A 24556-nucleotide genomic window follows, 5' to 3' on the forward strand; every position below is an offset into this window, starting at 1 on the left:
AAGCTGCCTTTTACGAGGCAGCTTGTTTGTTATGAAACAATCATTTTTGTAAAGAGCAATATACCGGCAATAACCGGAAATAGAAGCAATACACCTACTACGCAGGAAGCAATCACATGTTTCAATTTCCACCAATCACTTCTTATCCCTTCCCGAAACCAAAATAATGAAAAAGGTATAATCAGTACCAATGCTGTTACCAATCCTGGAACGTATCTTTCTGTTACAATCGCCCCGCCTACATGAAACCACCCATTCATAAAAATCATCGCCTGTGTAACAAGTAATATATACAGTGTGACTTTCTTTTTTAATATAGTATGAATACATACAAGTAGAAAAACAATAGTTGTCAATATACATAACGCAATGAAAAAATATTGTTTTTGTCCCGCATTCTCTTCCATAGGAATCGGTTGTAAATATTTCATTTCAGGAAAGAAATAATATTCCTCAGCATTATGAAATACAAATAATATAGGGATGAGCCAAATGGAGAAACTACTATTTAACTTCGCTTTGAAGTGTTCCAATACGTTGTACCGTAATTATTACCTCATCACCAGCATGTAAAAACTTTGGCGGAGTAAATCCTTTTCCAACTCCAGCTGGTGTTCCAGTCGCAATTATGTCCCCAGGCTCTAACGTCATCCCTTTACTTACAATCGAAATAATATCTTCTATTGTAAACATCATATTTGCAGTATTTGAATTTTGACGAACTTCCCCATTCACTTTTGTTTCAATGTTTAATTCGTTTGGATTTTCAATTCCCGCCTTATGAACTAAATATGGACCCATTGGACAAAATGTATCAAAACTTTTTCCTAAGAAAAATTGTTTATGTTTTCTTTGAATATCTCGAGCCGTTACGTCATTTACAATTGTATAGCCGAAAACATATTCAAGCGCCTTCTCTTTCGTAATTTGTTTTCCACGTTTTCCAATTACAATTGCAAGTTCGCCTTCATAATCTAGTTCATTCGTTGCATGCGGATGACTGTGAATTTTCTCCCCATTTCCAATAACCGTCGTTGGAGCCTTTGTAAAAATCATGATATCTTTCGGAACGGATTCCTCCCCGCCCATCTCTATCGCATGGTCACGGTAGTTTTTTCCGACGCAAAGAATATTCTTTCTTGGCCTTGGAATAGGTGCTAATATTTTAATGTCTTGTAGAGGATAATATGCTGTTGTTTCATTCTCTTTTGCCCAGTTTACAATTTCTTTTGCCTTTTCAATAAAGGCACTTCCTTGCTCGATACACTCTAACATTGTAATAGGAACGGTAATCTTTTCGCCTTTTTGCCTTTGTGCCTCTCTCAAATGCAGCACCTTTTCTTCGTGCTCATCCACAATACCAACAAATACTTTCTCTTCCTTCTTCACCGTCACAAATCGCACGTTTTCCACTCTCCATCCTAAAACTCATACACTGTAATTGTATTCGTATTCCATCAAAAAAAACCTGCCAATCCATTTTAATTTTTACAAAATTCTTTATTTTTTACAACACAAAATACTATTTTGGAATAAAATGTAGAATTTTTACTTTTTTTATCGAATGTATTTCTTTTTTATGGAATTTTTGTATAATATGTACTACATATATACTTAAAAATTTTAAAGAGATGGAGCCGATTCTATGTTTGAGCAAGCGATTGAAAAAAAACGTGAAAAAATGATGTATTTTGCTGAACGCTATGGAATAACTTCTCAAAAAACAGTGAATTGTAGCCAAGAACTGGACAGGCTCTTGAATGTTGTTTGGCTTTTGCAAGGAGATTTCGTCCAAACTTATACAATAGACGAACACACACAATGAAGTGTGTGTCTTTTATTTTAAAAAATACACATTTTAATAAAAACGCCCATACAATAATAGAAAAGAATATTTATCGTTCCTTTAACAGCATTAAAAATTTCATTTATGAAAGGTGTTTGCTATGCCAGCAATGGTTGGACATATTCATATCGTTAATATTGGATCAAGTGGGGTTTTTCATATTGGAGATGTATTTGCAATTAGGCCGATTAGTTACTCTCGTGCTTTTGCAGGAGCTGGTTCTTTTAATGTAGGTGAAAACGTTTCGGTATACAATTATCAAAATACGACGACAGTCAATGATACTGACTTCATCGATCAAGCTATCATTGGATCAACTTAAAGGAGGGGAATGATGAGTGAACTTTTATGTACAGCAAAGTATTATCATTAACAATATCAAAATTGACAGTATTACAACATCTTCCGTTTTTCAAATTGGAAGTGCTGGTAGCATTAAATCCTTATCTAAATTTTCCAATACCGGTGGATTTACAGAACCACTTCGCCCCTTAACAGCCAAAGGACAAATTATTTCTATTAAACCATAATAAGTTCTTCTTAAGCCGCTTTTATCATAAATATATATAGCAAGTATACACCCTCCCTATTGAAAAGGAGGTTTCACATAGTGAATCAAGATATATACATTTATCTACAACAATTTCAACAAGTTCTTCAAAAGCAGCAAGAAGCAATCTGTGCATTAGAGGCGCAAGTACGGACATTAACAGCAGAGCTTGATGAACTAAAAAGCCGTCCCTCCTCTTCTATAGGAAAAGTAGAATATAAATTCGATCAACTAAAAGTGGAAAACTTAAATGGCACATTAAATATCGGCTTAAACCCATTCGCTACGACAGATCAACAAATTGAAGATTTTCAAGTAGATACCGAAACATTAAAAGTAAATCCAGAAACACAAACAAACCCCGATTTTTATCAAGATATTATTCAAGAGATGCATCGCTATTTGGATGAAGAAGCCTATAGCAGAATTCTTCATTTTGAACATGAAGAGCGAACACCACTTGATGATATGTACCGACAAATGATGATTGACGATATAAAAAAACAAATGGAACATCGCCTTCCTTATTACTTATCACAAGTACAGCCATATGAGGACATTACATCAAATCCAGAGTATATGAAGAGTGTAATTATTCAAGCTATGAAACAAGATATCGATAAAGCATTCCTTTCTTTTATTCAACACATTCCTAGCAATTTCCGAAAGGAGTAAATACGCATGAACTTTACTGTTGTCAATTGTGAACTAAAGGTTGGGCAGATCAAAATGAACGGGGTTTCTTCATCTGCCCTTTTTTTAATTGGTGATGCGAACCTTTTAATTCTCTCTTCTATTCTCGATACACCTTTCGAATCCCTTACTGAAGGTCCATTTGTACCTCTCGTAACGGATGTGCCTACTACTCCAAGTTAAGGAGGTCTCTTCATGCTTCAACACATTTCAGTTGTTCATCGGACAAATATTATCTCTTTAGGGAATTCTGGAACTTTTCAAATTGGCGATGCAAATCAGATGGAATTAAAAAGCCGAGCTCTTGTTGTACAACGTGAATTTCCTTACTATTTAAAGGATGAAGGAAAATTAGAAGCTTTTAAAATCTTTACAGACGATGAAATCACAATCCCTACCCGTTCAACGGATGTCAAAATGAATATTATAAATGAATGTCCCTTTATTGAAGTAGGTGATGTTACAGTTCGTACCTTATTAAATTCCGCATGCTTTCAAATTGGATCAGTTGACTACGGATTTAACAATTCACGCATTCACCAAATCCGCCAATATATTACAGATGAACCTTTCAACGAATAAATCATATAGTAAAGTTAAAGAAAAGTGCTTAGGTAGGTGAATAACATGCCCTCTGTCGTCGGGAACCTCGTTGTTCAAAATAGTAATGGCTCTTTTAACTTAGGTGACTTCTATAATGTCTCTCCTAAAGAAAATACAAAGGCGTATAACGGTTCAGGAGCATCAAATGTTGGTTTTGTTGTTAACACGTTTAACGGTGTCAGTGCAACGAATACATTCGATTCAGATGTTGCGGATCAAAATCAAGTGGGGACAGCATAAAAAAGTAGGAGGAAATCCCTCCTACTTTTTTCATTCCGCTTTCAAATCTATAGTATTCCACGCTCACTTTTCATCTTCTACACGCAGTATGTGATTTCCGTCAAAGAAGTATAGATACTTTTCTTTTATCGGACAATGCAAACTCTTCTCTAAAGCTTTTGCATACAATGAAAGCTGCACTTTATACCGATCTTCTAAAATAGGTCTTGCTTGATCATATCCACCTGGGAAACGTCCTTCAATTGTATCTGTTTTAAAGTCAATTAATACAATGCCGTCTTCCTCTTCTATCATACAATCAATAACCCCTTGGACAAGTACAGATTCTTTGCTCTGCCCTTGCCAATCTTGATACGCTTCTTGTGCTGAAAGCATCATCGTAAATGGTACTTCACGTTCTACGTTCTTCGCAGCTAGCACACGCTTACCAAGATCTGTATCAAAAAAGGCTACAATGCGATCAATCGGAATTTCTTCTGCTTGCTCAAATGTTAGTAATTCTTTATTTACCATTTCTGCAATTTGTTCTTTAATGATTTCTGGTGTAATCGATTTTTGTAAATTAATATGCTGCATAACGGCGTGGACAGCTGTTCCTCGTTCGGCATAGGTTAATCCCTTTTTCTCCATAAAACGCGGACGTGTTTTGATAGGAGCACGAAGTTTTTTAATAAAGGTATGATCACTTCCATCTTCCGATTGATAATTCCGCTTTATCTCCGTAACAGACTGCTTCGCCCGATGTGCTGTTGCACCTTCATGCGCATACCCCCATGTTAAACGAGCATACACTTCTTCTTTTCGTTCGCTTTCTAGCGGAACCGCTCTTTTCTCACGAAGTGCCTCTAACAATTCTTGTTTTTCTTCTTGTACTGGCTCAGGGGCAAGTAAAGTGTTACCGTCAACGACTTCTACTTTCCAGCTCGCATCGTACTCATAAATTTCATTTGGTATATTTCCTTGTCCAAGTTCAAGGAGCATTTCACTATCACGATGTCTATATAGTGACGGCGTGATCCAATCTAAGTAACAAGATGCTCCCGCACGAACATAATCCGGCAGTAACCAATCGGTATGTTCCCTTGCATCAAGCCACTTTTCCATTTCTTTTTCTTTATCTTTCACCGTACCAATTAAAATCAATTTTTCTTTCGCACGCGTTAAAGCAACATATAGTACACGCATCTCTTCCGCAATCAGTTCCATCTTCATTTTACGTTTAATCGCTAATTGTGATAACGTCGTATATTTAATTCGTTTACGAGGATCAATAAATTGTGATCCAAAACCGAAATCTTTGTGTAGTAAGAATCGTTTCATTAAATCTTGTGTATTAAAACGGCGCCCAAGCCCCGCTACAAATACTACCGGGAACTCGAGTCCCTTACTTTTATGAATCGTCATAATTCGAACAACATCTTCTTGTTCACCGAGTGCTCTCGCTGTTCCCATATCATCCCCGCGCTCTAAAATACGCTCAATAAAACGAAGGAAACGGAATAAACCACGGAAAGATGTTGCTTCATACTGCCTTGCTCTGTCGTATAATACACGTAAGTTAGCTTGGCGTTGTTTTCCTGCCGGAAGACCACCAACAAAATCATAATAACCTGTCTCACGATATACTTTCCAAATTAAATCAGAAAGTGACTGCTGACGCGCAAATTCACGCCATCCTTGTAAGAGGTTATAGAACCATTGTAGTTTCCCGTGTAATTCTACCTCTCCCTCAAGCGGTGCTCCTCGTAAGAAGGAACGCAGCACTTCATAAAACGAACCTTTCTTTTCATGAGCACGGAGCATCGCAAGCTCCTCATCGTTTAATCCAACAATTGGGGAACGAAGGACAGCCGCAAGCGGAATATCTTGCATCGGATTATCAATTACGCGAAATACATTCATCATGACAGTCACTTCAGTTGCTTCAAAATAACCTGTCGCAAGCTCAGCGTAAACAGGAATACCTTGCAATTTTAACTCTTCCATAATTTGAGGAGCCCACGGCATCGAACGAAGTAAAATGACAAAATCACGATATTTTACCGGGCGCATGCTATCTGTTTTACGATCGTATACTTCATACCCTGAATCCACCATCGCTTTAATTCTTTGTGCCATTAAACGTGCTTCCAGCTGTGCTTTTTCTACTTCGACACCGTCTTCTCCCTCTGCCGATTCTTCGCCCTCAGACTGATGAATACATAACAGCTCAGCTGCTACATCTTCTCCTTCTGGATAACTCGCACCAAGCTTTAGTTCCGCATCGGCATCGTAATCAATTTCTCCGACCGTTTCGCCCATAATTTGTTTAAAAATAAAGTTCGTACCCACTAGCACTTCATGACGACTACGGAAGTTTTTCGCTAGATCAATTTTCATCCCGCCGTCTATTCCTTCAGGCGTAAATCGTTTATACTTCCCTAAAAACAAGCCAGGTTCTGCTAATCGGAAGCGATATATTGACTGTTTCACATCACCAACCATAAACAGATTACCTTCTTGCTCAGAGTCTTTCGTTACAAACTTAATAATCGACTCCTGTACAAAGTTTGTATCTTGATATTCATCGACAAGTACTTCGGCAAATTTATTGCGATATTGCATTGCAACTGGTGATGGACGCAGTTCGCCATCTTCCGTACGTTCACTTAAAATTTGTAAGCAAAAATGCTCTAAATCTGTGAAATCAACCATTCCTTTATCACGCTTGATCGTTTGGAATCGCTCCGTAAATACTTTTACAATTTGAACAAGCTTTTCTAGTACAGGATGCATTTCCTTAAAATCACGTAAAAAGCTTTCTGGTTTCCGGCTAAATAACTCTTCTTGTAGTTTCTTCACTTCATCTTTTGCTTTATTTCGAAGTGAATCTACTTGTTTGACAATCTCTTCATTGTAGTCACTCTTCTTAATGCGCTTTAACGTTTGCCACGAAACATTTTGCATCTCTTCATATACACTTGTCCAAGACTGATGAGCTGCACTAGATAGCGTTCCAAGTAAAACAAGATCTGCCTGTAACGTTTCAACACGTGGTGCTGGCCCATCTGGAAGCATCGCAAGTTCAATTGCTTTTTGAACATGCTTTTCAGCAGTTTCCAGCTGAAACTTCACATCTTCTAGTAAGTAAGACGCATATGTTAAATCCTCAATTGATTTTCCTTCCACAACATACGCTTCAACAAGTTTATCCAGCCACTTCTCTGGGTCTGGATGCGCTCTTGATTCTGTATGAAGCGCTAAAATCATGCGCTGCAAATCATCATCACTTCGGTCACTCGTATAGCGATCAACGAGTTCAAAGAATATATCATTTCCCTCGGTGCCATATTCCTCTTCTAGTATGTCATCTAATACTTCTTCTTTTAATAATTCATTTTCTGTCTGGTTGGCAATGCGAAAACGCGGATCAACGTCGAGCATATAATAATACGTTCGAATGACTTGTAAGCAGAACGAGTGAATCGTTGAAATCGACGCTTTATTTAATAAACTAAGCTGCTTACGAATATGCTCTGACCCAGGCTCATCGATTAATACTTTTTCTAACGCTTCGCCAATTCTGTTCTTCATCTCTTGCGCTGCTGCATTTGTAAACGTTACGACAAGCAGACGGTCTACATCTACTGGATTCTCGGCATTAATAATTTTGCGAATAATTCTTTCTACAAGTACAGCTGTCTTTCCCGATCCTGCTGCTGCCGCGACTAAAATATCACGGCCATCTCTGACAACTGCTTTCCATTGATCATCCGTCCATTGACTACCTTCAGGCTTTTGTGGCCAGTTCTCTATCATTCGCCAACCTCCTCTCTTATTTTCTCCATCGCTTCACTATCTTTCATATCTTTTAACGTGCGGAACTGGTTATCTTCAAGTGATTCATCAAACTGACAAACAGAACGGAAATTACAGAATGTACAAGCTGCTTTGTTCCCCATTTTATAAGGTGCGATATCAATGACACCTTCTGTAATGTCTTTCCCAATGTTTTCAAATGTATGATGTACATATTGCTGTAAGGTTGTAAATTCTTGTTCACTTGCAATACTAGAACGCGCACTAAAACTACCATCTTTTTTCAAACCGGCAGAAATAATATCTGAACTCCCCGTACTTAACTTATTGTCCATTAAACGAACAACATCCGCATCACCTAGCACAAGACCTTTCATTTTAAATTTCTTTAAAATTTCTTTTTCAATCTCTTCTTCTGAAGCGTCGCCTTTCATTTCCACAATCGGGTTATGAATATGGAAATATAAAACGCCAGCAGGCAGTGCCGCCTGATCCTTTTTCATCCACGTATTTGCATTTGAAATGACAACGTCTAAATACGTTAACATTTGAAGCGCTAAGCCATAATATACTTCCGTTAAATCTAAAGCTTTTGTACTCGATTTATAATCAATAATACGAAGGAACGTACCATTTTCATCTTCTGCTTTATCTACACGGTCAATGCGGCCAACAACTTCCATTTTCACACCATTTGCGAGTGTAAACTCCATTGGCGGAAGAGACCCAGTGCCGCCCATACCGAATGGAACCTCTAAATCAACTGGCACAAATCCACTTGACTTCGCATGCTCACGCAGGATAAGTGACGTACGGAAAATGATTTGCTGCAGTTTTTGTTTTAAATAATGATTCCGATTTGAACTTAATAAAATTTGTCTTTGCAGAAGCGGTGCAATTTCTTCAATGACTACGGCAGAAAGATGCTCACATTCTTTTATCGATAAATCAGCCCAAGTACGATTTTCCCTCAGTAACTTATCTGCAATTCTCTTTAATGCCGCATGGAATAATTCGCCGATATCTGGTGCATCTAATTTGAACACATCACGTTCTCGTAGTGATAATCCGTGCTGTGCAAAATGAGCATATGCGCAGCGATTAAATAGTTCCATACGAGAGACGCTTCCTTTAATTTTATCTCCGTATAAATCTCTACTTACAACTGGACTAAGTTTCTGCGCACGATTTCGATAAAATAAACTAGACAACACACGACTACTTTTTTGCTTCCACTGGGGTGAAGTCACATAGAAGTTATATACATCCCACCAAAAATCAAGATTCCCTTCAAAACCGTATCGTTTCCAGTTTTGAAGTTGCTGCGTTACGTACGACAACGTAACTTCTGGCGTTGCTACATACGAAATTTGATCCTGACGAGATAAATCATTCACATCATTCGTTATGAAGACTTCTTTGATAGAAGGGAACATTCTTTTTACTTTCTTAATAAAACTAGATGACAGTAATGTCTTTCCTTCTTCATCCGCAAGCGGACAAGAAATATATAATTTCTCAGATGCACGGGTTACTGTTTGATAAATAACAAATTGCTCTTCTAATAAAGTCTGCCTTGTTGTTGGTGCTAATTCTACACCAGCTGTAGCGAGAGATTCTCTTTCTTCATCTGATAACATCCCTTCATCTGAAGGGGCTGCTGGAATGATTCCTTCATTTGCACCAATTACAAAAGCAGCGCGAACATTCGATAACCTTGTTCGATCAATATTTGCAATCAGCACTTGATCTAAAGACGGCGGGATATTTGCAAATTGAAGCGCCTCAAGTCCAGTTGTCATTACATCGATAAACATTGCACGAGACATCTTTTCCTCGCCTAGCATTTCTACAAATGTATCGAGAAGATTCATTACCTCTTCCCAAACTTGATCATGGTCACTTGCAAACAGGAAATTCCCTTCTTCTTCAGCACGCATACGCAAATCTTCTAGTTTTTTAGGAACATCTAATTCTTCTAAAAATAAATACACTGTTTCACACATTTGCATGACTGAACTTGCACGTTTGAAACGCTTCTGCAAACGAATAATCGGTGTTCGTACCACATCACGGAGACGGTTGATTTTCTCTTCCATTTCACGTTCACTATCTGTTTGTGTTCCCACGGCCCCATCTAACGAACGATAACGACGATATGTCCACGGTTCATCTGCCGTCCATCTCTTTCCTTGTATGCCGTATGCTAAACAGTAATTTTCAAACTCATCCATTTCTTCGCGCATAACTTCTTTTCTTACATCTAACGGATATAATAGTTCCGTTTTTATGCAGCGGAATACTGCATCATAACGCCAATTTCCACTAATGACTTCTAGCGCAGAACGAATGCATTCAATGAGTGGATGATGTGACATCGGACGCTTTTCATCGATAAAGTGCGGAATATCGCAATCTGTAAACAATGTTTTCATGACATCATAATAGCTTTCTCCATTGCGAAGAAGAACCGCAATATCTCTGTAGCGATACTCCTCTTCTGCAACAAGTCTGCGAATTTCCCGAGCTACACCTTCAACTTCCGCTCGTAAGTTTGCCGCTGTATATAATGTAATATCTGGTTCACTTTGAAACTTCTTAGAAGGACGAGATTCGAATTCAGCTTCTAAATGCGCTAGCGCCGGTGAATGAAAACGTGGTTGTTCTCTCATCAAAACCGTACTTTCCACGGCGACTTTCTCTTCACGTGCTAACTGTTTCACTTTTTCATACGTAAGGACTGTTTGATAAAACAAATCTAATTCACTTACTGGCTGTGATAACGTTTTTTCGTCTACTGTTAACGTAACTGTAATTCTTGCTCCGCAAACCATGAGCTTTCTAATGATTTCTAATTCCCCAGGTGAAAAGGAATGAAATCCATCTATATAAATTTCTGCACCTTTTACATAGTCAGATTCCGGAAGCTTTTCTACAAGTAACTGCAGGTAATCTTCTGAATCTAAATATTTACCAATTAAAGCCCGTTCAAAATCATCATATAAAAGCTGAAGATCGTACATTTTATTTGCTAATAACTTTTGCTCATCACCATTTGAATGAGCATCTAATTGTTGCCACATCTTATATACATTCGATGGTGTGACATTGTAGCGTTTAAATTCAGCAATCATGCTTCCTAAATGTTCAAAAAAACCATTTTGTTCTGCTGCTTTTTGAAACACATACAATCCTTCCTTACGGGATTCTACAATTTTGCGCAGTAGCATATGCACGCCTGCCTCATCAATATGAAGACGACTCGCGCCCCCAACTTCTTGCAGAACCTTCCACGCTAACCTTGAAAAACTAAATACTTGCGCCCGAATAGAGCCGCTAACTTCTTCATTTCCTATTAATGCTTGCTGCGTTTGGAACGTCATTTGTTCCGGTACAAGATATAGAATGGTTTCGCCTCTTGGACGCTGCCGTAATTCTTCTTGTACTTCATGTAAACAAAATGTACTTTTTCCACTTCCAGCCCGTCCAATCACAAATCGAAGCGACATGTAATCCCCACCTTTCACTGACATAACGAACGTTAGTTTGATATCATCCTTGTATTATAACACAAAAAAGCAGGAGCTAGCAGGCTCCTGCTTTTGGTCGTTATTTGCCGAATAGTCGATATCCTTTGTTGAATCTCCGATAAAATTTTAATTATGATTCCCCTTTGAAAAGTTCGTCTGTACTTCATTAATTGGCCAATAACGTAAATCCACTTTCCCAACAACAGTATCTGCTTTCACAAATCCAAAGTGTCTGCTATCCCAGCTGCCGAGACGATTATCACCAATTACAAAAATAGACCCCTTTGGAACAGTCTTTTCTCTCGTTAATTCCTCTAACGTAAAGTCTCCTGTCAACTGCCGTCCTTCCGCTTGCCCCTTATAGGTCTCCAAATAAGGCTCATCCACAAATTGGCCGTTTATATACAACTTATCATGCTTATATTCAATATGATCACCAGGTAAACCGATAATCCTCTTTACGTAATCCTCTTTCTTATTTGCATGAAACACGACAACATCAAATCGGTTCAACTCCCCGACTTGATAGCTAACCTTATTTACCACAAGCATATTTCCATCTTGAAGTGTCGGCATCATTGACTTCCCCTCTACAACATACGTTGAGAAGAAAAACGTTCGAAAAAAAACAGCTAATAGCACGCCTATAAGGATTGTCCTCATCCATTCTAGGCCTTCTTTTTTCAAAGCTCGCTTCATCTGCCTCTCCCCTCACCCTTTTCTATAATGGAGCCTTACTTACAGTGAAGACTAATCTTAATGTAGTTCTAGCTTTACTTCAATCTTCTTACCGACATACCATAAAATAAAAATAACACCTATCACAATAACTGTTTTCACCGGCTTATAAATAAAAGAAGTTAAATCATGCCCAATATAACTTAAAATAAAAATCATGACTAACTTTCCAAGCGCTAGTGCTAACACAAATTGTCGTCTGCTAATACGTGATAAACCAGCCACAACATTAATAAGTGCAGACGGCGTAAAAGGAAAACAAAATAAGATAAAAATAGGTGCGAACCCTTTCCGTTCAATCCATCCCATCGCTTTGCGCACTTTCGGATGTTTATTCACAAACGAGAAGAACCGACCTCGTCCAAAACGGCGAATAACCGAAAATACAAATAATGCACCAAGAACCGACCCAAGCCACGAATACAAAAATCCAAGCCATAACCCGAAAGCAACTGCATTCGCCATCACAAACAAAATAAGTGGCAGCGCTGGAATAATCGCCTCCACCATCGGCAAACCAATACCAAGGAGCGGCCCAAATGCCCGATAACTCGCTACAATTTGCTCCATATTTTCTTCTGAAAAATACTCTTTGATTGTTTGAAAATCCATTCTACAATTTGCCCCTTTATAATATCCTATCCCTATACTTTATCATTGCTTGTCAGAAAGAGGAAATGGTAGATACGACATATGGAGATGTATTTATTTATTTTCCATACTTTTATGTAGAAATCCTTTATTATTATTGTATGATAATCTATCAATATTTGACACGATTTTACATGTTGAGAAATAAAAAAAAGGATGGTTGTCCCATCCTCTCTGCCTATCAGTCATTATTCCTTTATGTCCTCTTCTTTCACAAGATACGCTTTTTCATAAGCAGGCTTTAGTGTAGATTCATCTTCTTTATCGACCTGTTTAAACTGAGGTTTTCCTTGTTTATTTTTGCGATCCTCATACTCTGTCCGCAGCTTTGCGGTACGGTTTTGCTGATTCTCAAAACTGCTTTTTGATATTTCTAATTTCACTGCGAGACCATTAATGAAGCGAATAATTAAATTACCATCTGCTAGTTCTTTATTGTTTGCAATATGGAAGTGCGACAACCATGCACATTCCTTTCTAGAATAAGAATACGTAGGAAAAAAGTAAAGCTGATCTGTCGGGCTAATTGCAATGGGTGCCTTATGTGTAATACGTGTCAATTCTTTTGTACCGTCTTTTCTACCTAAGAAACTAGATCCGTGTTTGCGACAACTTCGTTCCACAATCTCAAGAGGCTTTTGAAACATGAAAAAACTGTCTTCTACTTCAACTACTCGCGTTACAATGCGTTTTTCCCCTAAAATAACTGGAAGTAAGGCCATAGTTTTCTTGTTTACGACATAATTTTCGACATAGCGTTCTGCTTGTTCACCCATCCTACACTCTCTCCTTCATTATTTTTCTTACCATTCATAACAGCAGCTGCATGGATAATTGTACCACTCTAAAAATAAAATTGTTCTTTTTTTCAAATATTTTACATTTTCTTATAAAACTTTAAAATTTCATTATATTTCTTCATATAAATATCTGCATAAAATCCACTTATTCTCTTAACTTAAAAAGATGAACTTCTCTAGAAAAATACAATCTTCCCTTTTTGAAATATTTGTAACATATTATTATAAGTGATAATAAAAACAGCTACTAAAAAACTATGATTTATAAAGTGAAACTTTAACGGTACTCCAACAGAAGTCCTCTTCCTCAAGCACGTGCAGGACATAGTCCAGTGGTAGGGAGAGGATGAATGTTGGTCGTGCACAGCACGAAGTTTCTATTTCCTTTTTATGTAACTTCATGTATACTAGTAATAGAAACGAGAACGTACATTCTAGTTTTGGTAATCTGAACACTATAACGAAAAAGGAGGAGGGTTATGACAATGTTGCTAAGCCAAAAATATGAAATTTTTCCAACGAAAGAACAAAAAGAAACGTTAGACCGTTGGCTACAATATTGTCGTCAAACTTATAATTCTGCTCTTTTAGATAAACAAAGAAAATATAAGGAAAACAAAGAATTGTATACACGTTCTGACATGCAAAAGCAACAAACGATAGACAAGAAGAAGTATCCTTTTCTCAAAGAAGTGCCATCACAGCCCTTGCAAGAAGTATTTTTACGACTCAAAAAGGCCTATGATGGCTTTTTTCGTGGAGATGCTAACTATCCAAAATTGAAAAAGTATAAAGACTATAATAGTCTCACTTTCCCTCAGTTTGGATTCAAACCGAATAGGAAACATCGTTTAGCGATGTCGTTTGCAGAGAACGGAAAATTATATAACAAGGGATTAGGAGAAATAGAGATTCATCTTCATCGACCAATAGAAGGAACGATCAAACAATTGATTCTGAAACGCCAAGCTAAGAGATGGTACGCTATTTTTAGTGTCGAAAGACAAGCTGTATCTCCTTCTATCGATAGAGAAAATGCAGTTGGTATAGATGTAGGACTCCATGCATACGCTGTTCTTTCTAAATGAAACGGTATTTGAAAATCCAAGATTTCTTTTGCAAAAAGAAAAACAATTGAAAAAAGCACAACGTAACCTTTCGAAGAAAAATAAAGGCTCTGCTAACTATAGAAAACAAGTAGAAAGGATCCGGAATCTTCACGAAAAGGTGGCGAATCAAAGAAAAGATTTTTTACACAAATTAAGTTATCATCTCACGCAAATGTATTCGGTGATTTGTATAGAAAATCTTGATATCCGAAATATGGTTCGGAACCGAAACGTGTCAAAGTCAATTTCCGATGCGGGGTGGGGGATTTTTCGTAAGCTGTTGATGTATAAGTGTGAAAAATTTGGAGGCTTACTTGTGAAAGTAGACCCAGCATATACATCACAAGATTGTTCGAGCTGTGGGCATCGTGTGAAGAAATCACTATCGATTCGGACACATATTTGCACAAAGTGTGGAACGGTATTAGACAGGGATCATAATGCGAGCCGAAACATTTTGCAAAAAGGGTTAGAGCAATTATTTGTAAGAACGACTGAGGATTGAAACTGTAGGGCAAGGTTGTGTCCAAACAGTATAAAAGACGCCTGTGGAGAGTATGTAAGACTACTTGGATTCCCAAATAGCAACGCTCTAGGAAACGGGAAGCCCCTTCTTCAAACAACTCGTAAGAGTGTTAAGGAGGGGTCATTCACTAAATGAATGTTTTCTTCATTCCCAACCTCACTTCTTTGCTATAATTAAGGAGAAATTCGATAGACGGAGGTCCATTATGGAAGAAAAACATGATCAGCCAATGATTAAGATGGAAAATAGCAGTATCGTTATCGTAAAAAATTCGGCTAGTATTATTATCGGTTTATTTTGTCTTTTATTATTCTTTGCGAAGCCATTTCGTAAAACGAAATGTCCTAAGTGTAGTAAGAAGGGGAAAAAGAGCAGGGTGAAAGAATAGTTCATCTATGTTTATATAGTTTATAAATTAATAATGAAAAAGGATGGCATAAGCCATCCTTTTTCATTACGTACTATAAGATTATAGTTTGATAACGTTTTTAGCTTGAGGTCCACGGTTGCCATCTTCGATTTCGAAGCTAACTTTTTGACCTTCTTCTAAAGATTTGAAACCTTCAGTTTCGATTGCAGAGAAGTGTACGAATACGTCGTTTCCGCCTGGAACTTCGATGAAACCGAAGCCTTTTTCGTTGTTAAACCATTTTACTTGTCCTGTTACTGCCATAATTATTTCCTCCTAAGAAAATACATATTTTTTAGTCTTCATACGTAAAAAAAGAATCCACACATTATCAAATACGAAACATAAAACAGTTCTCACATACTTTTTCTCGTTCGTTTTCAGCACTTGATAATATATGGATTGCTTGATTTAGTTATTCAACTGAGATAATTATAGCATACTTAAAATAGAATGTACAATATTTTTTGAAAATATTTATTTCTAAATTTTTACAAAACTATTAATTGATTTCCTATATAAAAAACAACAGGTGCCCTTAAAGGACACCTGCCCCCTCACTTATTTCCTAAACTGTGCCTCTTCCGTAGATCCTTTCAATGCCGTTGTAGAAGATGTTCCGCCTGTAATCACTTGTGCTACTTCATCAAAGTAACCCGTTCCAACTTCGCGTTGATGACGCGTTGCAGAATAGCCATACTCCTCTGCTGCAAATTCTGCTTGTTGCAGTTCAGAATATGCTGCCATTCCGCGCTCTTTATAGCCACGTGCAAGTTCAAACATGCCGTAGTTTAAGGAATGGAATCCTGCTAGTGTTACGAACTGGAATTTATATCCGTATGAAGCAATTTCTTTTTGGAAGGTTGCAATTGTTTTTTCATCTAGTTTTTGTTTCCAGTTAAAAGATGGTGAACAGTTATACGCTAATAATTTACCTGGATATTTCTCATGAATTGCTTCCGCGAAACGCTTCGCATCTTCTAAATTCGGTTCAGATGTTTCACACCAAACAAGGTCTGCATATGGCGCATATGCTAAACCGCGCGCAATCGCTTGATCAAGCCCTGCATTTGTCCGGTAAAAACCTTCTGGCGTTCTCTCTCCTGTAATAAATTCTTGATCAACCGGATCAATATCACTCGTAATTAAATCAGCTGCATCCGCATCTGTTCTCGCTACAATAATTGTTGGAGTCCCCATTACATCCGCAGCTAAGCGCGCAGAAATTAAATTACGTACTGCTGTTTGCGTTGGTAGCAATACTTTTCCGCCTAAATGTCCGCATTTTTTCTCTGAAGATAATTGATCTTCAAAGTGCACCCCTGATGCACCTGCTTCAATCATCCCTTTCATTAATTCAAATACATTTAGCTGACCGCCAAATCCAGCTTCAGCATCCGCAACAATTGGAACGAAATAATCTGTATCATCGCTGCCTTCCATATGCTGAATTTGATCCGCACGTTGCAGCGTTTGGTTAATACGTTTTACAACAGCTGGTACACTGTTCGCTGGATATAAACTTTGGTCTGGATACATGTGCCCGGATAGATTGGCATCCGCTGCCACTTGCCAACCACTTAAATAAATTGCTTTTAATCCTGCCTTTACTTGCTGCATTGCTTGGTTTCCGGTTAACGCGCCAAGCGCATTAATATAGTCTTCTGTATGAAGCGATTGCCAAAGTTTCTCTGCTCCCTTACGTGCTAATGTATGCTCAATATCAATCGATCCACGAAGACGAATGACATCCTCAGCAGAATAAGGACGCGTTACCCCTTTCCAACGCTCATCTAGCTCCCAGTTTTCTTGTAACTTTTGTATTCTTTCGTTTGTCATCTCTTCCATCCCCTTTTCACTTTATAAAATTTCGTAACCCGGTAATGTTAAAAATGTTTCAAATTCATCATTCTGTACTAAATTAGTAAAGAGCTTTGTTGCTTCTACAAATCTACCTTTCTCAAACGCTTCCTTACCAATCTCTTGTTCTATTTTCGCCAGCTCTTCCGCCTTAAACTCTTCTACTAAAGCAAAGGTAATGTTACGGCCGTCATTCAGCTTCCCGCCCTCATGCCGAATCCATTGCCACACTTGCGCCCGTGAAATTTCTGCCGTTGCTGCATCTTCCATCAAATTGTAAATCGGTGCTGCCCCGCGGCCGCTTAACCACGATGCAATATATTGAATGCCAACGCTAATATTCATACGAAGTCCTTCTTCTGTAATCGTTCCCATCGGTACTTCTAACAAGTCCTTTTCTGTTACATAAACCTCTTCACGTTTTCTAAAAATTTGATTCGGTGTTTTCATAATGTGATCGAACACTTCCATCGCAACCGGTACAAGTCCCGGATGGGCAACCCAAGTCCCATCATGCCCGTCTAAAGCCTCGCGTTCTTTATCCATACGAACTTTTTCAAAAGCAGCCTCATTTGCTTCCGGATTATTTTTAATCGGGATTTGCGCTGCCATTCCGCCAATTGCTGGTGCATTCCGGCGATGGCACGTTTGAATTACTTTTAAAGAATATGAGCGCATAAACGGAGCTGTCATCGTAACTTGCGCCCGGTCTGGAAGCAAAAATTCATTATGATTACGAAAACTTTTTAAGAAACTAAAAATATAATCCCAGCGTCCACAATTCAGTCCGGCTGAGTGATCACGGAGTTCATATAAAATTTCATCCATTTCAAAAGAAGCGTGGATTGTTTCTAATAATACAGTTGCTTTAATCGTCCCGTTCGGAATTCCAATGTATTTCTGTGCAAAAACAAAAACATCATTCCATAATCTTGCTTCTAAATAGCTCTCCATTTTCGGTAAGTAAAAATATGGTCCGCTTCCTTTTTCTAATAATGTTTTTGCGTTATGGAAAAAGTACAAACCAAAGTCAACGAGACTCCCTGACATCTTTTCTCCATCGACTAGCATATGTTTTTCTTCTAAATGCCAGCCGCGCGGACGCACAATAAGTACAGCAGTTTTCTCACCTAAACGGTACTCCTTGCCGCTTGGATTCTTATATGAAATCGTTCCCTTCACCGCATCTCTTAAGTTAATCTGGCCATCTATTGCATTGTGCCACGTCGGTGAGTTCGAATCTTCAAAGTCTGCCATAAAAAGATGTGCACCTGAATTTAAAGCATTAATCACCATCTTTCGATCTACTGGCCCTGTAATCTCCACCCGGCGATCTTCTAAATCTTTTGGAAGCGGGGCAATCGTCCAATCTTCAGCACGTATATGTGCTGTTTCTGGTAAAAAGCTTGGAAACTCCCCTGCATCAATTCTTTTTTGCTTTTCCACACGTTTTTGCAATAAGCTTTTACGGCGTGTATTAAAATTCTCATGCAGCTCTTTTAAAAAAGTGAGCGCTTCCGGTGTCAAAATTTCTCCATACGCCGGTAATACTTCTAAGGCGAGTGTAACCCGTGAAGTTTGCGTCGACATATTAGCATCTCCTTCTTAAACTGTTTTATAACAGATTTGATTTTATGTTTTATATTATATAACAAATTTTCAGAAAAGGAAGGAGTTTTTTGAAAATTTAACTTATTTTTTATGAAACATCGGTTTCATCTACTGATTCAGTCACCTTTTTATACAACAAAAAGGCAGGTGTTATATAACACCTGCCCTATTTTATACATTCACTTTTTCTTATTCTGCAGAAGGATCATTTATGATTGCATTGTATAAAAACTGCGCATATTGTTCACGCGTTACTTTCATACTTGGGGCAAAATTCCTTTCTCCAACCCCTTGTGCAATGTAATTTGATTGTACTGCGCTAATTGCATCATTCGCCCAATGGCCCGCTGGAACATCAGTAAAGTTATGTGGAGCTTTCACTTCTAATTCAAAAGCTTGCATAATAACTTGCGCCATCTCTGCACGCGTTAATGTAGCTTTCGGTCTAAAGTTACCATTTTCATCCCCTTGGAAAATTCCTAGCTCTGTTAAAGCTAAAATTTCTTCTGGAAACATTGTTGAATTTTCATCGATGTCTTCATATGGATTTTCATATTCATCTTGTGGTTCTATCCCAAAAGTACGATAAATTAATGCAGCCACCTGTTCACGCGTTACATTATCTCCCATACCAAACATTCCATTTCCATATCCTGCAATAATCCCTTCATTTGCTAAATCATAAATCGCATCATATGCCCAGTGTCCCCCTGGAACGTCATGAAATACGATTCGATCTGATTTTGGCATTACCTTCTCTTCAGCCTTTACAATAGCGCTATCTGTACTTAACAAAACGCCACCCATAATTGTTAATGATGTTACGACTTTTAAAAACTTCTTGTTCACAAAATTGCCCCCTATGCATAAGTATTTCCACTTCACTATAAATAATTAACAAAACAGGAACAATATAGTTTTTTATATTAGTAGTGACAACTTTGTGAATCATATTACACCTAATGTTTTGTTTAGTAGATTGATAATAAATGTAATGTAAAATGATTATTTTGATGAAAAACCAACAAAACAGGCAGTTTCCAACAAAATATCCGTTATAAATATAAAATACAACTTAAAATCCTGTTATTCTTTAAAAAAAACAAAAAGCACAACGATTCTATCATTGTGCTTTTTTATAGTAACGAAGAGAATTCTCTTCTACTCTATTTTTCACTTTATTCTTCTTTCAAATGATAATTAATAATTCCGTTGTATAAAAACTGTGCGTATTGTTCACGTGTTACAGTCATTCCTGGTTCAAACTTCCCATTCCCCGCTCCGACTACAACGTTGTTTGATTGCAAGACACTAATCGCATCTGCCCCCCAGAAATTTTTCGGTACATCACGAAACGTATGCTTTTGCTTTACCTCAAATTCAAATGCTCTCGTAAGAACTTGCGCCATTTCCGCACGAGTTAATGATGCTTTTGGCCTGAAGTTACCACTTCCATCCCCTTTTAGGATTCCACGCTCTGTTAATGCCAAAATTTCTTCTAAAAACATTGTTGAATTTGCATGAAGATCTCTATATGGATTATTCAATGCACCTTGCTTTTCTATTTTCAGCGTACGATAAATGACGGCCGCTACTTGTTCACGTGTCACCGAATCCCCCACACCAAACCTTTTATTTCCATATCCTTCAATAATTTTGTGATAGGATAAATCGTAAATCGCATCAAATGCCCAGTGACCTTGCGAAACATCTTCAAATACTTTCATCTCTGGATACTCTTCTGCCTTTACAGAAATTCCATTTGTACTTACAAATATACTACTCACAATCCCTACTGTAGCCATCGCACGAAATATTTTCTTCTTCATGGCTCTCTCTCCTTCAATTCTATTTTAATTAAAAATAGAAAAATAATAGATTGAATCTGATTACCTATATTACATATGATGCACTTCCAAACCATATGAATAGAACTAACAATCTCTAAGATCTATTATTGTGAACTTCACTATTAAAGGAGAGCCTATTCGCTCTCTATCTATATTAGAAAGTCGAATTGTATGTAAATCTCTTACTAGGAAGCTTCTCTCTTTGCTCCTTTTTTTCCTGCTTTCGGTTTCCGAAAAGTAAATGCCATACCAACAAAAATAAGGATAATCCCTACTATCTGCATTGTAGTTGGACGAAATCCTGTAAATACTGTATCAAGTAAAATAGCCACTCCAGGATCTAAGAAGACTAATATGGAAATTAAACGTGTTGGTAAATCTCGTAAACTATCAAAAAATAAATAATAAACAAAACCAGTATGAATCAGTCCTGTCGCTGTAATTGCAATCCAATTACTTTGCGTCAAGCCATGAAATTCTCCAAAGTCTACAAATGGTAGTAATAGAAATATCCCTAAAAAAGTTTGTAAAAATGTCATGGCATAGGCGCTTGTATGTTTAATTCCTTTTCCCAAAAGCGTCGTAAATGCGTAAAATAACGCTGCAAGAAGTGCCCAAACCATCCCGGAAGACATCAGTTTCTCTATAGAGACACTCCCATCCACACCTGCGACTAACACAGTGCCACCAAAGCAAATCAGAATCGAAATAATAGATAACATTGTTAATCTTTCTTTAAACACGACACTCCCAATCATTAATACGATAATAGGTGCGAGATGATATACAGAAATCGCAATCGTCACTGACATAACTTCGAAAGCTTTAAATAAAAACACCCAGTTAAAGACAAGAAAAACGCCGCAAGCTAATATTTGCAGTACTTCTTTTCGATTCCACTTTTCTTCTTTAAACTGACCTGTTGCGATCCAGCATAACGTTAAAAATAGCGTGGCACAAATACAACGAACAAACACCAATTCAAATGATGGTAAATTTGTTTTCACTGAAAAAAATCCGATTGAACCGAAAATAGACATCGATACGATCATTTTTATAGCTGGTAATGATTTTGTTTGGAATAACATACTTGTAGTACTTTTTTGTAACAAAATAAACGCCCCCCATTAATCTGAAACGAACATTCACACTTTAATTTCCCCAATATTCTTAACTTTAATTCTACACGAAGTGAAATAAAATGTGAAAAACAAAATAACACCACGACACATATTGCGTTGTGGTGTTATTTTAGTATTATTTATACGCATGGATGAATCCTCTCTCCCACCCCAAAAAGAAAGGTTTTATTTCCCCTACTTATATTTCTATCAATCCATCTCAATTCTCTAGCACCTAAATAACGGCTATTTTAACAAAAACTATCCCACACTCATTGTCTCTTTCTATTTTCACACGGCATGGGGAGAAAATAGGACCTGACCGCTTCTACGCATGGACGGACGCTCTCTCTAACCCCTAAAAGAAAGGGGCTTATTTCTTTCCATTTCGCATTCACATAAAGTGAAACTTTAATCAGTGGGGGTTTTCTTCATCCCCCACTGATTCTCAGCCCTCACCAATCGGGCTTTTACGGGCAGTTGATCCCCCACCTACCTTCCTCGTTTCTCTCTGAATCTTGAGGTGGGGGTCTTACTGCCCGTTAATGCGGGATAAATAAAGAAGCAGCTCACTCGCTGCCCCTTATTTCTTCTGCTTCTCATACTCCTCAAACGCATGAATTCTCTCAAAAATCGGCGGGTGTGTATATAAGAAAAACTTCACTAACGCTGGCGGATTCACTTGACTTAATCCTGTTTTTGATAAATATTGAAATGTCTTCACACCAGACTTTCCATCCTTCGTCATATCTAGCGCATATTGATCAGCTGCTCGCTCTTCTATACGAGATACATAGTTAGATAGCGGGCTCACCGCAAAAGATAATACGGAAGAAATCAAGAAAAACAATGGTAGAATGGAGAAACATGCTACTTTCGAAATTTGTAATGTGTCTCCCCATTTCCGTACACACATGTTTATAATACGGTAAATCAAATACATCCCTATAAATGTTAATACAATATAACTCGCCACGCCCCAATATATATGTTTCATGACGTAATGTCCCATTTCATGAGCCATAATAAATAAAATCTCTTTATCTTTCAGTTGCTGGAGCGTTGTATTCCATAATACAATTCGAGAATTCGATCCAATACCTGTTACATATGCATTTAGCGCATTCGTTTTCTCAGACATATTCACTTCATATACATGTTCAGCTGGAATATGTGCCCTGTCAGCAATTGCTAAAATTTTCTCTTCTAAGTCTTTATTTTGTAATGTAGAAAAGTCATTGTATAACGGATCAATTACAACGGGCTGTACAAATGTTAAAAAAATTGTAAATGGCACAGATAACGCCCAGCCCGCTAACCACCATCGCTTCGGAAATTTATGAATTAACCATAAAAGGACAGAGACGATGAGTAACATTGTAATATAATTTACCCAAAAACTGATCACATGATCTTTGATCCAGCTCGCTGTTGATTGTGTTGAAATGCCGTAATCAATTGAGATTTGATGACTCAGCCATTGTAGTGGCAGCGCAAGTGCAGTCGTCAGCAATGATAAATAAAAAAGATAAATAGCAACTTGAATGATCCGTACCTTTGCTGTTTCCTTTGACCATTTTTCAAAGCGTTTGGATACGCCTAAAACAAGCACAAATAATAGAATAATCCACTCTAAAGGTGTCGTTAAAAAAAAGAGTAAATTTTTCACACGTGAGTAATCCTGACTTAATGTAAGTTCCTTCGCATTCATAAACGTTTGTGGATCAGCACTTGTTCCTTTATACGCATCTGGAATAATTTCATGATTCCATCCAAATAAATACCAATATATAAATAACGCAAAACCAACGTACAAAAAAAGTGACCATTTCACAACCTTTTTCACGGTATCTCCTCCTCTATGCTGCCTGTCTCTTATTATTGTAAGTTCGTTCTTCCCAAAATAGAACAAGCTAACAATCAGAATTGTCATTCAATTTTCAATCCCTCTTAAAAAATCCTCGGATTTTTCTTATAAAATGAAACTGGGAGGGATAGAACTTGAAAAAAATTCATATTACTTTTACATTAGCTTTAATCATTGTAATCGGAATTGGAATTTACTATTTTACAGATTATCGTAAAGCTTCTGCTGAAATACCACGCGGGATTGTTATGGAAGATGTAAATGGTACAACGCTATCTTTTGATCAACTACCCAAGAAACTTAAACTCGTAGAATTTATATACACAAAATGCCCTGATATTTGCCCTGTTACGACCTATAAAATGAAACATTTACGAGACGAATTAGAGAAGGAAAAACTGTTTGGAACAAAGGTTGAGTTCATTACAATTACCATTGACCCAAAATTCGATACAAAGGAAATCTTAACTACATATGCGGACACATTTGAAATGAAAAAAACAAAAGGATGGCACTTACTTCGCGGTGATGTAGATGAAACGAAACAACTAGCAAATACATTTAACTTTCAGTACCGCGACCCTGGAAGCGGGCTTTATATTCATACTTCAAACTCCTATTTACTCGATGAGAATGATCATTTAATTGAAGTTTTTGGTATGGGAGAACGCGGGTTTAACAGTAAAAAAGTACTTGAGAAAATTAAAGATGCATTATGAAAAAGGTAAGTGAAATTTTATAGGCGATTCAACAA

Annotated in this window: 23 protein-coding genes and 1 pseudogene; 10 read left to right on the forward strand and 14 right to left on the reverse strand. The window is 37.5% G+C overall.

The window, feature by feature from the left end; genetic code table 11:
• Positions 1 to 29: 29 nt before the first annotated feature.
• Complete coding sequence (locus HRG09_RS21480) at positions 30 to 533, reverse strand: HXXEE domain-containing protein (RefSeq protein ID WP_217448129.1); 504 nt, start codon at positions 531 to 533, stop codon at positions 30 to 32.
• Positions 505 to 1404, reverse strand: a complete 900-nt coding sequence (locus tag HRG09_RS21485; protein WP_174102854.1) for a fumarylacetoacetate hydrolase family protein — start codon at positions 1402 to 1404, stop codon at positions 505 to 507. Before HRG09_RS21485 ends, HRG09_RS21480 begins: the two co-directional genes overlap by 29 nt.
• Positions 1405 to 1645: 241 nt before the next feature.
• On the opposite strand from HRG09_RS21485, the gene HRG09_RS21490 reads away from it, so the two are divergent.
• The 7 genes from HRG09_RS21490 to gerPF all read left to right on the forward strand — a co-directional run bounded on the left by HRG09_RS21490 (position 1646) and on the right by gerPF (position 3932).
• On the forward strand, positions 1646 to 1825 hold the full coding sequence (locus HRG09_RS21490) for an aspartyl-phosphate phosphatase Spo0E family protein (protein ID WP_174102855.1): 180 nt from the start codon (positions 1646 to 1648) through the stop codon (positions 1823 to 1825).
• Positions 1826 to 1946: 121 nt separating this feature from the next.
• Positions 1947 to 2168 (forward strand): spore germination protein, encoded by a 222-nt coding sequence (locus HRG09_RS21495; protein ID WP_174102856.1) that lies wholly within the window; start codon positions 1947 to 1949, stop codon positions 2166 to 2168.
• Positions 2169 to 2184: 16 nt separating this feature from the next.
• The gene (locus tag HRG09_RS21500; protein WP_174102857.1) at positions 2185 to 2376 is read left to right on the forward strand and encodes a spore germination protein GerPB; all 192 of its coding nucleotides are present in this window, start codon (positions 2185 to 2187) and stop codon (positions 2374 to 2376) included.
• Between the two features lie 80 nt (positions 2377 to 2456).
• A complete protein-coding gene (gene gerPC / locus HRG09_RS21505) occupies positions 2457 to 3071 on the forward strand; it encodes a spore germination protein GerPC (protein WP_174102858.1) in 615 nt (204 codons plus the stop codon).
• Between the two features lie 6 nt (positions 3072 to 3077).
• Positions 3078 to 3272: a spore gernimation protein GerPD gene (locus HRG09_RS21510; RefSeq protein WP_174102859.1), complete on the forward strand. Its 195-nt coding sequence runs from the start codon at positions 3078 to 3080 to the stop codon at positions 3270 to 3272.
• Positions 3273 to 3284: 12 nt separating this feature from the next.
• Positions 3285 to 3671 (forward strand): spore germination protein GerPE, encoded by a 387-nt coding sequence (locus tag HRG09_RS21515; RefSeq protein ID WP_174102860.1) that lies wholly within the window; start codon positions 3285 to 3287, stop codon positions 3669 to 3671.
• A gap of 45 nt (positions 3672 to 3716) precedes the next feature.
• Positions 3717 to 3932, forward strand: a complete 216-nt coding sequence (gerPF, locus tag HRG09_RS21520; RefSeq protein ID WP_174102861.1) for a spore germination protein GerPF — start codon at positions 3717 to 3719, stop codon at positions 3930 to 3932.
• Positions 3933 to 3995: 63 nt separating this feature from the next.
• Here the strand turns inward: gerPF and addA are convergent, their stop codons facing one another.
• The 5 genes from addA to HRG09_RS21545 all read right to left on the reverse strand — a co-directional run bounded on the left by addA (position 3996) and on the right by HRG09_RS21545 (position 13425).
• Positions 3996 to 7730 (reverse strand): helicase-exonuclease AddAB subunit AddA, encoded by a 3735-nt coding sequence (gene addA, locus HRG09_RS21525; RefSeq protein ID WP_174102862.1) that lies wholly within the window; start codon positions 7728 to 7730, stop codon positions 3996 to 3998.
• Entirely contained in the window at positions 7727 to 11239 is a 3513-nt protein-coding gene (gene addB, locus HRG09_RS21530; RefSeq protein ID WP_174102863.1) for a helicase-exonuclease AddAB subunit AddB, read from the reverse strand. Before addB ends, addA begins: the two co-directional genes overlap by 4 nt.
• 147 nt (positions 11240 to 11386) lie before the next feature.
• On the reverse strand, positions 11387 to 11959 hold the full coding sequence (gene lepB, locus HRG09_RS21535; RefSeq protein WP_174102864.1) for a signal peptidase I: 573 nt from the start codon (positions 11957 to 11959) through the stop codon (positions 11387 to 11389).
• Between the two features lie 57 nt (positions 11960 to 12016).
• Positions 12017 to 12610, reverse strand: a complete 594-nt coding sequence (locus tag HRG09_RS21540; RefSeq protein ID WP_174102865.1) for a TVP38/TMEM64 family protein — start codon at positions 12608 to 12610, stop codon at positions 12017 to 12019.
• A 227-nt stretch (positions 12611 to 12837) separates the two neighbouring features.
• Positions 12838 to 13425: a competence protein ComK gene (locus tag HRG09_RS21545; protein WP_174102866.1), complete on the reverse strand. Its 588-nt coding sequence runs from the start codon at positions 13423 to 13425 to the stop codon at positions 12838 to 12840.
• 503 nt (positions 13426 to 13928) lie between these two features.
• Between HRG09_RS21545 and HRG09_RS29560 the strand changes: the two are divergent.
• Positions 13929 to 15063, forward strand: a pseudogene (locus HRG09_RS29560) (RNA-guided endonuclease InsQ/TnpB family protein).
• A 226-nt stretch (positions 15064 to 15289) separates the two neighbouring features.
• The gene (locus HRG09_RS21555) at positions 15290 to 15472 is read left to right on the forward strand and encodes a hypothetical protein (RefSeq protein WP_174102867.1); all 183 of its coding nucleotides are present in this window, start codon (positions 15290 to 15292) and stop codon (positions 15470 to 15472) included.
• 81 nt (positions 15473 to 15553) lie between these two features.
• On the opposite strand, the gene cspA is transcribed toward HRG09_RS21555, so the two are convergent.
• The 7 genes from cspA to HRG09_RS21590 all read right to left on the reverse strand — a co-directional run bounded on the left by cspA (position 15554) and on the right by HRG09_RS21590 (position 23781).
• Positions 15554 to 15757, reverse strand: a complete 204-nt coding sequence (cspA, locus tag HRG09_RS21560) for an RNA chaperone/antiterminator CspA (RefSeq protein WP_033673878.1) — start codon at positions 15755 to 15757, stop codon at positions 15554 to 15556.
• 297 nt (positions 15758 to 16054) lie between these two features.
• Entirely contained in the window at positions 16055 to 17332 is a 1278-nt protein-coding gene (aceA, locus tag HRG09_RS21565; RefSeq protein ID WP_174102868.1) for an isocitrate lyase, read from the reverse strand.
• Positions 17333 to 17353: 21 nt separating this feature from the next.
• Positions 17354 to 18943, reverse strand: coding sequence for a malate synthase A (gene aceB / locus HRG09_RS21570; RefSeq protein ID WP_174102869.1), 1590 nt, complete (start codon positions 18941 to 18943; stop codon positions 17354 to 17356).
• Between the two features lie 210 nt (positions 18944 to 19153).
• Positions 19154 to 19813, reverse strand: a complete 660-nt coding sequence (locus HRG09_RS21575) for an S-layer homology domain-containing protein (protein WP_174102870.1) — start codon at positions 19811 to 19813, stop codon at positions 19154 to 19156.
• Between the two features lie 329 nt (positions 19814 to 20142).
• Positions 20143 to 20793 carry an S-layer homology domain-containing protein gene (locus HRG09_RS21580; RefSeq protein WP_174102871.1) on the reverse strand — a complete coding sequence of 217 codons (651 nt, stop codon included), beginning with the start codon at positions 20791 to 20793 and terminating at the stop codon, positions 20143 to 20145.
• Between the two features lie 206 nt (positions 20794 to 20999).
• The gene (locus HRG09_RS21585; protein WP_375335771.1) at positions 21000 to 21926 is read right to left on the reverse strand and encodes a DMT family transporter; all 927 of its coding nucleotides are present in this window, start codon (positions 21924 to 21926) and stop codon (positions 21000 to 21002) included.
• A gap of 592 nt (positions 21927 to 22518) precedes the next feature.
• Positions 22519 to 23781, reverse strand: a complete 1263-nt coding sequence (locus tag HRG09_RS21590) for a M48 family metallopeptidase (RefSeq protein WP_174102872.1) — start codon at positions 23779 to 23781, stop codon at positions 22519 to 22521.
• Between the two features lie 155 nt (positions 23782 to 23936).
• On the opposite strand from HRG09_RS21590, the gene HRG09_RS21595 reads away from it, so the two are divergent.
• The gene (locus tag HRG09_RS21595) at positions 23937 to 24521 is read left to right on the forward strand and encodes an SCO family protein (protein WP_174102873.1); all 585 of its coding nucleotides are present in this window, start codon (positions 23937 to 23939) and stop codon (positions 24519 to 24521) included.
• Positions 24522 to 24556 lie beyond the last annotated feature (35 nt).

The sequence above is a fragment of the Bacillus sp. Xin1 genome (assembly GCF_013314535.1).
GTDB lineage: Bacteria > Bacillota > Bacilli > Bacillales > Bacillaceae_G > Bacillus_A.